Origin of the sequence: Nonomuraea sediminis (genome assembly GCF_018531495.1) — a bacterium.
In the GTDB taxonomy this organism is placed as follows: domain Bacteria; phylum Actinomycetota; class Actinomycetes; order Streptosporangiales; family Streptosporangiaceae; genus Nonomuraea; species Nonomuraea sediminis.
This window is the reverse complement of the sequence record NZ_JAHDTI010000023.1, coordinates 124632-130880: the sequence shown is the minus strand read 5'-3', so window position 1 is coordinate 130880 and position 6249 is coordinate 124632. Positions and strand designations below refer to the sequence as shown.

At 70.0% G+C, this 6249-nt stretch carries 4 protein-coding genes; 1 reads left to right on the top strand and 3 read right to left on the bottom strand.

Annotated features, from left to right (window positions below; all coding sequences use genetic code 11):
- Positions 1-895 precede the first annotated feature (895 nt).
- On the bottom strand, positions 896-1339 hold the full coding sequence (locus tag KIK09_RS54080) for a DUF6623 family protein (protein WP_214327438.1): 444 nt from the start codon (positions 1337-1339) through the stop codon (positions 896-898).
- Between the two features lie 855 nt (positions 1340-2194).
- On the opposite strand from KIK09_RS54080, the gene KIK09_RS54075 reads away from it, so the two are divergent.
- Entirely contained in the window at positions 2195-2800 is a 606-nt protein-coding gene (locus KIK09_RS54075) for a DUF1326 domain-containing protein (protein WP_214327437.1), read from the top strand.
- A gap of 35 nt (positions 2801-2835) precedes the next feature.
- On the opposite strand, the gene KIK09_RS54070 is transcribed toward KIK09_RS54075, so the two are convergent.
- Both KIK09_RS54070 and KIK09_RS54065 read right to left on the bottom strand, forming a co-directional pair.
- The gene (locus KIK09_RS54070; RefSeq protein WP_214327436.1) at positions 2836-3249 is read right to left on the bottom strand and encodes an ATP-binding protein; all 414 of its coding nucleotides are present in this window, start codon (positions 3247-3249) and stop codon (positions 2836-2838) included.
- 92 nt (positions 3250-3341) lie between these two features.
- Positions 3342-6212 (bottom strand): AfsR/SARP family transcriptional regulator, encoded by a 2871-nt coding sequence (locus KIK09_RS54065; RefSeq protein WP_214327435.1) that lies wholly within the window; start codon positions 6210-6212, stop codon positions 3342-3344.
- Positions 6213-6249 lie beyond the last annotated feature (37 nt).

Sequence of the window (6249 nt, the reverse complement as noted above, 5' to 3'; positions counted from 1 at the left end):
GGCGGAGCGAGGGAGAGCGGCTGACCTGGGCAATCCTTGATCGCCCAGGTCGGCAAAGTGATCTGACCGGGTTCACACCGAAGAGGTCACTGGTTCGATCCCAGTATCGCCCACCAGCTCAGAGGCCACTTCCCTAGCCAGGGAAGTGGCCTTCTTGATCTTCCGGGTGACTTACGGGTCCTCGGCGTCCTGGTCCAAGCTGCGGTCCCCTCTTGCGTCACGGGCCGGATCCGCGGACGGTAGATCTTTCCCCGTGGCCGCCGATCCTCCGGCGTGACCCACCGGGCGAGCAATCTGTTCGATGGGCACACCATCAGCGGAGAGCCGTAGCTCGGTCAGGGATCGCCAGGACTTGAGCCGGGAAACCCACGCCACAACGTGATCCCAGCGCCTGAGCCTCCTCTGTCTGAGCTTGCCGGATGGTCCGCTTCAGCACGGAGTGAACCTTTGCCTGGCGCGAAGAAGGTAGTAGACCTTGTCGCGTCCGATGCTCAGCATCTCTGCTGCCTGTTCGACTTGGCGGGCACGGCCCACGTCTTGCAGGCGTTGGTAGGACCCAGGTGCGGCGCATACCGGCGGGGCGCATCAGAGCGCCGATACTGGCGGTCACCTTGAGGGCTCGCTCCAGGATCGGCGTCAGCGCCTCCTCAGCTTCCCGTGCGACGTCGTGGCGGGCGTGTCGTGCCCGGGATGTCTTCCGGCGTCCTGTAGCAGCGTGGCGGGCATTTCAGCCGCTTGTCGGAGGGCTTGAGCTGATACCTCAGCCGCCTATCCCGGCAGAGGTGCGTCCGCTTGCTCCAGGATCGAACGCTGACGCGCGACAGGCTCTGCCCTGGCCATGAACCAGGAGCAGAGCCCATCTCGGGAAGGCGCCGTTGGAGGAGCGCCGGTGCAGTCAGATGTTGTGTGAGAAGTCCCCGCCGAAACCGGCGATGAAGACGTGGCTGTCGATCTGGCCCGCGCTGAAGAACAGCGAGATCCCGCACCCCCACCTGATGCCGTCGTGGCCTACAGGAAAGACGTTGTCCGCGCTCAGGTCGTGCGCGTGATCACCTTCGATCCTGAGGCCCTCTTTGACCATGATGCGGTCCGGGCCGTCCCACACATGCACGGCGACGAGCGCGCTGGTCTCTCGCGCGTCGAAGAGGATCAGGACCCTGTCGAGGGTGGCCCGACGGTCTTCGACGATGACCGGGGTGGGAATGGGGAGGTGGATCCAGTCGCCCCCGTTCGCCGGAAGCGAGAAGGTGACGCCGAATCCTTGACGCAGTGCGCTCGTGTTCGGGTTCTCGGCTACCGCTGTGAACCCGTGTTGCCATGACGCGTACAGCTTTGACATTGTCGTACTCCCTGCGGTTTGGTTGGCTGTGGATCTTCGTGGTTGGGTGAGAGCCGACCCCGCTTGGCAGCTATATTTCGCATGCCGGAGCGTTTCTTGAGGGTTCGGGGCTCCCTTGTTGCTCCACGATAAAATGCCTTGAGGAAAGCTTGGCATCCCTAAAGTTGGGGGTATCCGTCTCGCCATAATTCAGGGAAAAGGTCTTCCTGCAGGGCGAAGTGTGGAAGAGCTTGCGGTGCCGCGTCAAACGGTTACGTGTCCGTCAATTGCGGATAAATGCCTTGCAAGCAGGCCGTGGGCTATTGGGGCTGTTCGCCCTACTTGTCAATTAAGTGCGTTGCGAGCGCGGAAGGTGAGGTTGTTGTGCAGGTGACCTTGCTGGATGCGGCGCGCACTTGGGGGTGAGCCGGCCGGGGCCGGTCACTGACCCGCCCGAGCCAGAGGGGTCCTCCCAGCAGGGATGAAGCGCATGAGTGCCGCAGATCGTGCGACGTGATGTGGTCGGCAGCGTCCCGAGGGGGAAACCCGTCATTGCCGCCGAGAACGTACTCGTTGATCTTATCGGCATGGGGTTTCTCTACGCGCCCGGAAGAGTAAGGGAGTCAATATCGGGAGCCGCCGCTTTGCGGATGCCTCAGACGTTTCCCTCACGCCGAAGAGGTCACTGGTTGGATCCCAATATCGCCCACCAGTTCAAAGGCTGTTTCCGTTCAGTCGGGAACGGCCTTTTCGGTTGTTGGGGTTCGCGTGACCTCGTGGTGGTCCGCCGGGGTGATCGATGTCGAGTGGTGGCGTTGACAGGGCTGTTGACCTGGGGAAATGTTGAGTGGAGAGGTAGGGGGAGGGGAGGTCCCGATGTCCTGGCATCTGGAAGGAACCTATTTCGAGAACTGCAACTGCGACATGGTCTGCCCGTGTTCCACGTCCGGGCTGACGGCGCCGGCCGATAACGAGCGGTGCGGGGTCGCGTTCGCGTTCCACATCGACTCAGGGCAGGTCGACGGGGTCGAGGTCGGCGGGCTCACGGTCGCCATCGTGGCCGATACCCCGTCGGTCATGGGAGAAGGCGGCTGGCGCGTGGGGGTGTTCATGGACGAAGCGGCCACGCGGGAGCAGGCGGAGGCGCTGGGGGCGGTGTTCTCCGGGCAACGGGGCGGGCCGATGGGGGCCCTGGCACCGCTGATCGGCGAGATGCTGGGCATGGAGGCCGCCCCGATCGAATACGTCAACGACGGGCGGCTGCACCGGGTACGCGTCGGTGACGCGGTCCACATCGAGGTCGAGGACTTCGTCTCTCCCCTCGATCCGACCGGGCGAGGCGTCAGGGTCAGCGGCATCGGCTTCCCCGCCGACACTCTGGCCGCCGGGCGGGCGCTGGCGGCGGACATCAACGCGTTCGGGCTGGAATGGTCGAACGAGGGGAAGAACGCCTTCTCCGCGCCCTTCTCCTGGTCGGCCTAGTCAGGCGGGCTCGAGGAGCGGCGTCAGACCGCTGGTCAGGCGGGTTCGGGGAGCGGCGTCAGGTGGAAGGTGATGCGGACGCGGGTGCCCGTGGGGCCCGTGTCGATGGCGGTGGCGTCGCTGAGGAGCCGGACGAGCCAGAGCCCGCGGCCTCCGAAGTGGTCCATCGGAGGCATCGGCGAGTCGAGGGTCCCGTCGGGTATCCCGGGGCCGCTGTCCGAGATCTCGCAGTGGAGCTGGGCGTCCACCTGCCACAGGCGGAGCAGGCCGCGCCCGCCGGCGTGGTCGACGACGTTGGTGACCGCCTCGTGGACCGCCAGGACGAAGTTCTCGTGGCGCGCGCCGTGCAGGCCTAATCGGCGCGCGTGGTCGCCGACGGAGTGCCGCAGGTCGGTGACCTGACGCCGGGTGAAGGCGGTGGCCATGATCAGGAGCTCGTGGCCGCTCATCTCGGACCTCTCGCCGGTTTTCCCCTGCGACGGTGCGGGCGCGCACCCAACCCGCCGACCAGGGTCTCTCGCCACCGTCCGCCGGTCAACGCTCACCCGGCCCGATCAAGGACCAGCGCGTCCAGGCTGTGCCGCAGGCGTGCCGTCCACAACGGGATGTCCAGCCGCCGGCACAGCTCCATCGCCTCGTCGAGGCAGGCGCGCGCCTCCTCCACCGCCGACACGGCCACGTAGGCGTGTGCCAGCGCGTGCAGTGAGCGCACCTGCATGAGCGGGTCGCGCAGCTCCCGCGACATCTCCAGCGCTGTCACGAGCCGGTCGCGGGCGGGCTCCGGCTCGCCCCTGGCCGAGTGCAGCAGCCCGCGGGCGTAATGGACGTAGGCGAAGGCCGCGGTGCCGCCGATGGCGTTGGCGAACTCCTCGACCACCTCGAAGGCCCGCTCGGCCTCCGCTGGCCGGCCGAGCGCCAGGTACGCCTCGCCCAGCCAGTAGGAGCTCCGCGACCTGATCAGCACCGCCCCGGCCTGCTGGGCCTGCTCCACGGCCCGGCGCAGGATGGGGACCGCGGTCTCCGGCTCGCCGTTCTCGACGTGCACGATGCCGATCTGGTGCAGCGCGTCGGCCGCGGCGCTGCCGTCGCCCACCTCCCGCAGCAGCTCGTAGGCCTGGTGCGCCAGCTCGACCGAGCGGGCGGCGTTGCCGGCGATGCGCTCGTAGACGGCCAGGTGCCGCAGCACGATCGCGGTGCCGTGCCGGTCGCCGATCTCCTGGAACAGCCGCAGGGCCCGGTCGTGGGCCTGGCCCGCCTCGGCGTAGCGCCGTCGCCAGGCGTGCAGCGACCCCAGCAGGTGCCACATCGCGGCCTCGCCCCGCCGGTTGCCCGCCGCCTGGCAGGCGGCCAGCGCCCGCTGCTGCACCTGAAGCCACTCGTCGACGTAGTAGCCCTGCTGGAGGATCGGCATCGCGCCGAGCGCCAGCTCCCAGCACAGCTCGTCCATCCCCAGCGACGCGCACTGCTCCACCGCCCGCACCAGCGCTTGCCGCTCGGCCAGCATCAGCGCGACGGGCCTGGCCGCCGCCCGCAGCCCTGCGGTGACGATCTCGGGCCGCCAGCGCGGCGTCTCGCCCACGTACACCCCGGCCCCGGCGGCCCGGTGCGCGGAGTCGGACAACGCCAGCCACCCGCCGAAGGCCCGCCGCAGCGCCTCCAGGTCGCCCGGCTCGTCGAGCTCGCGGGCGAAGACCCGGATCAGGTCGTGGAAGCGGTAGCGGGCCGGGGCGGTGCCGTCCAGCAGCCGCGCCTCGACCAGCTCGTCGAGCAGCTCGTCCGCTTCCTTCAACGAGGTGTCGAGTACGGCTGCCGCCGCCCAGGAGGGGAAGTCCGGCGCGTCCAGCCGCCCCAGGAGCCGGAACAGCAGGCGCGCCCGGGCCGGCAGCGCGTGGTAGCCGAGCGCGAAGCTGGCCCGCACGGTCTGGTCGCCGTGGCGCAGCCGGTCGAGTCGGTCGCGCTCGTCGCCGAGCTGGTCGACCAGGTCGGCGACCCGCCAGTGCGGCCTGGCCGCGAGCCGGGCCCCCGCGATCCGCAGCGCCAGCGGCAGCCCGGCGCACAGCCGATGCAGCCGGTGTGCGGCGAACGGGTCGGCGTCGACGCGCGGCCCGCCGGTGATCGCCTCGAGCAGGCGCAGCCCCTCGGTGTCCGACAGGCCCTCCAGGTCGATCGAGCGCGTGCACGGCAGCCCGCCGAGCCGCGGGCGGCTGGTGACGATCACCCCGCAGGTGCCGCTGCCCGGCAGCAGCGGCCGCACCTGCCCCTCGTCGGCCACGTTGTCCAGCACGACCAGCACCCGCCGCCCTGCCAGCACGCTGCGGTAGAGGGAGGCGCGCTCGTCGCCGTCCTCCGGCACGTCGGCGTCGGCCACGCCCAGCGCCCGCAGGAACCGGCCGAGCACCTCCATCGGGTCGGCGCGCGCGTGCAGGTCGGCGAAGAGCTGGCCGTCGGGGTAGGCGGGGGAGACGCGGTGGGCGGCGCGCACGGCGAACGTGGTCTTGCCGATGCCGCCACGCCCCGACACGGTCACCACCGGCACCGGGGCGTCGGGGTCGCGTTCCCCGCTCAGCGTCTCCCGCACCACGGCCACCTCCTCCGCGCGGCCGGTGAAGTCGGCCAGGTCGCCGGGCAGCGTGCGCGGTCGCACGAGGGAGCGCCCGCCCGGCAGGTCGAGCGCGGGGTCGGCGGTGAGGATGGCCCGCTGCAGCGCCTGCAGCTCGGGCCCTGGGTCGAGCCCGGTCTCCTCGGCCAGCACGCGCCTGGCTTCGTTGAACGCCTCAAGCGCCTCGGCCTTGCGCCCGCACCGGTACAGGGCGGTCATCAGCCGCGCCCACAGCCGCTCGCGCAGCGGGTTGCGGCCGGTCAGCGCCACCAGTTCGGGCACCAGCTCGGCGTGCCTGCCCAGCTGGAGATCGGCGTCGATGCGGTGCCGCACGGCCACCACCCTGGACTCGGCCAGGCGCCTGGCCTCGGAGTGGACCAGCGGGATGTCCTGGATGTCGGCGAAGGCGTCCTCGCCCCGCCACAGCTCAAGCGCCGTGCGCAACACGCGGGCGGCCCGCGCGGGGTCGGTCTCGGCCGCGCCCTGGGCGGCCAGTTCGGCGAAGCGGTGAGCGTCCAGCTCGCCGGGATCTGCGGCGACCAGGTAGCCGGGCTCGCGCCGGACGATCCGCCCGGGATCGCCCAGCGCCCGCCGTAACTGGTGCACGTACAGCTGGATGTTCTTGGCCGCCGACTTCGGGGGAGCCTCGCCCCACAGCTCGTCGATCAGTGTCTGCACCGCGACCGGCTTGCCGGGGTCGCACAGCAGCAACGCCAGCAGTCCGCGCGCCTTGGGCGGCCCCAGATCGAGCTGCTCGCCGTCCGCCCTGACCAGCAGCGGTCCGAGGACCGCGAACTCCAGGCGAGGGGTCATGATGCACGTACTTTACCAAGGCTTGTCAGACCGTCAC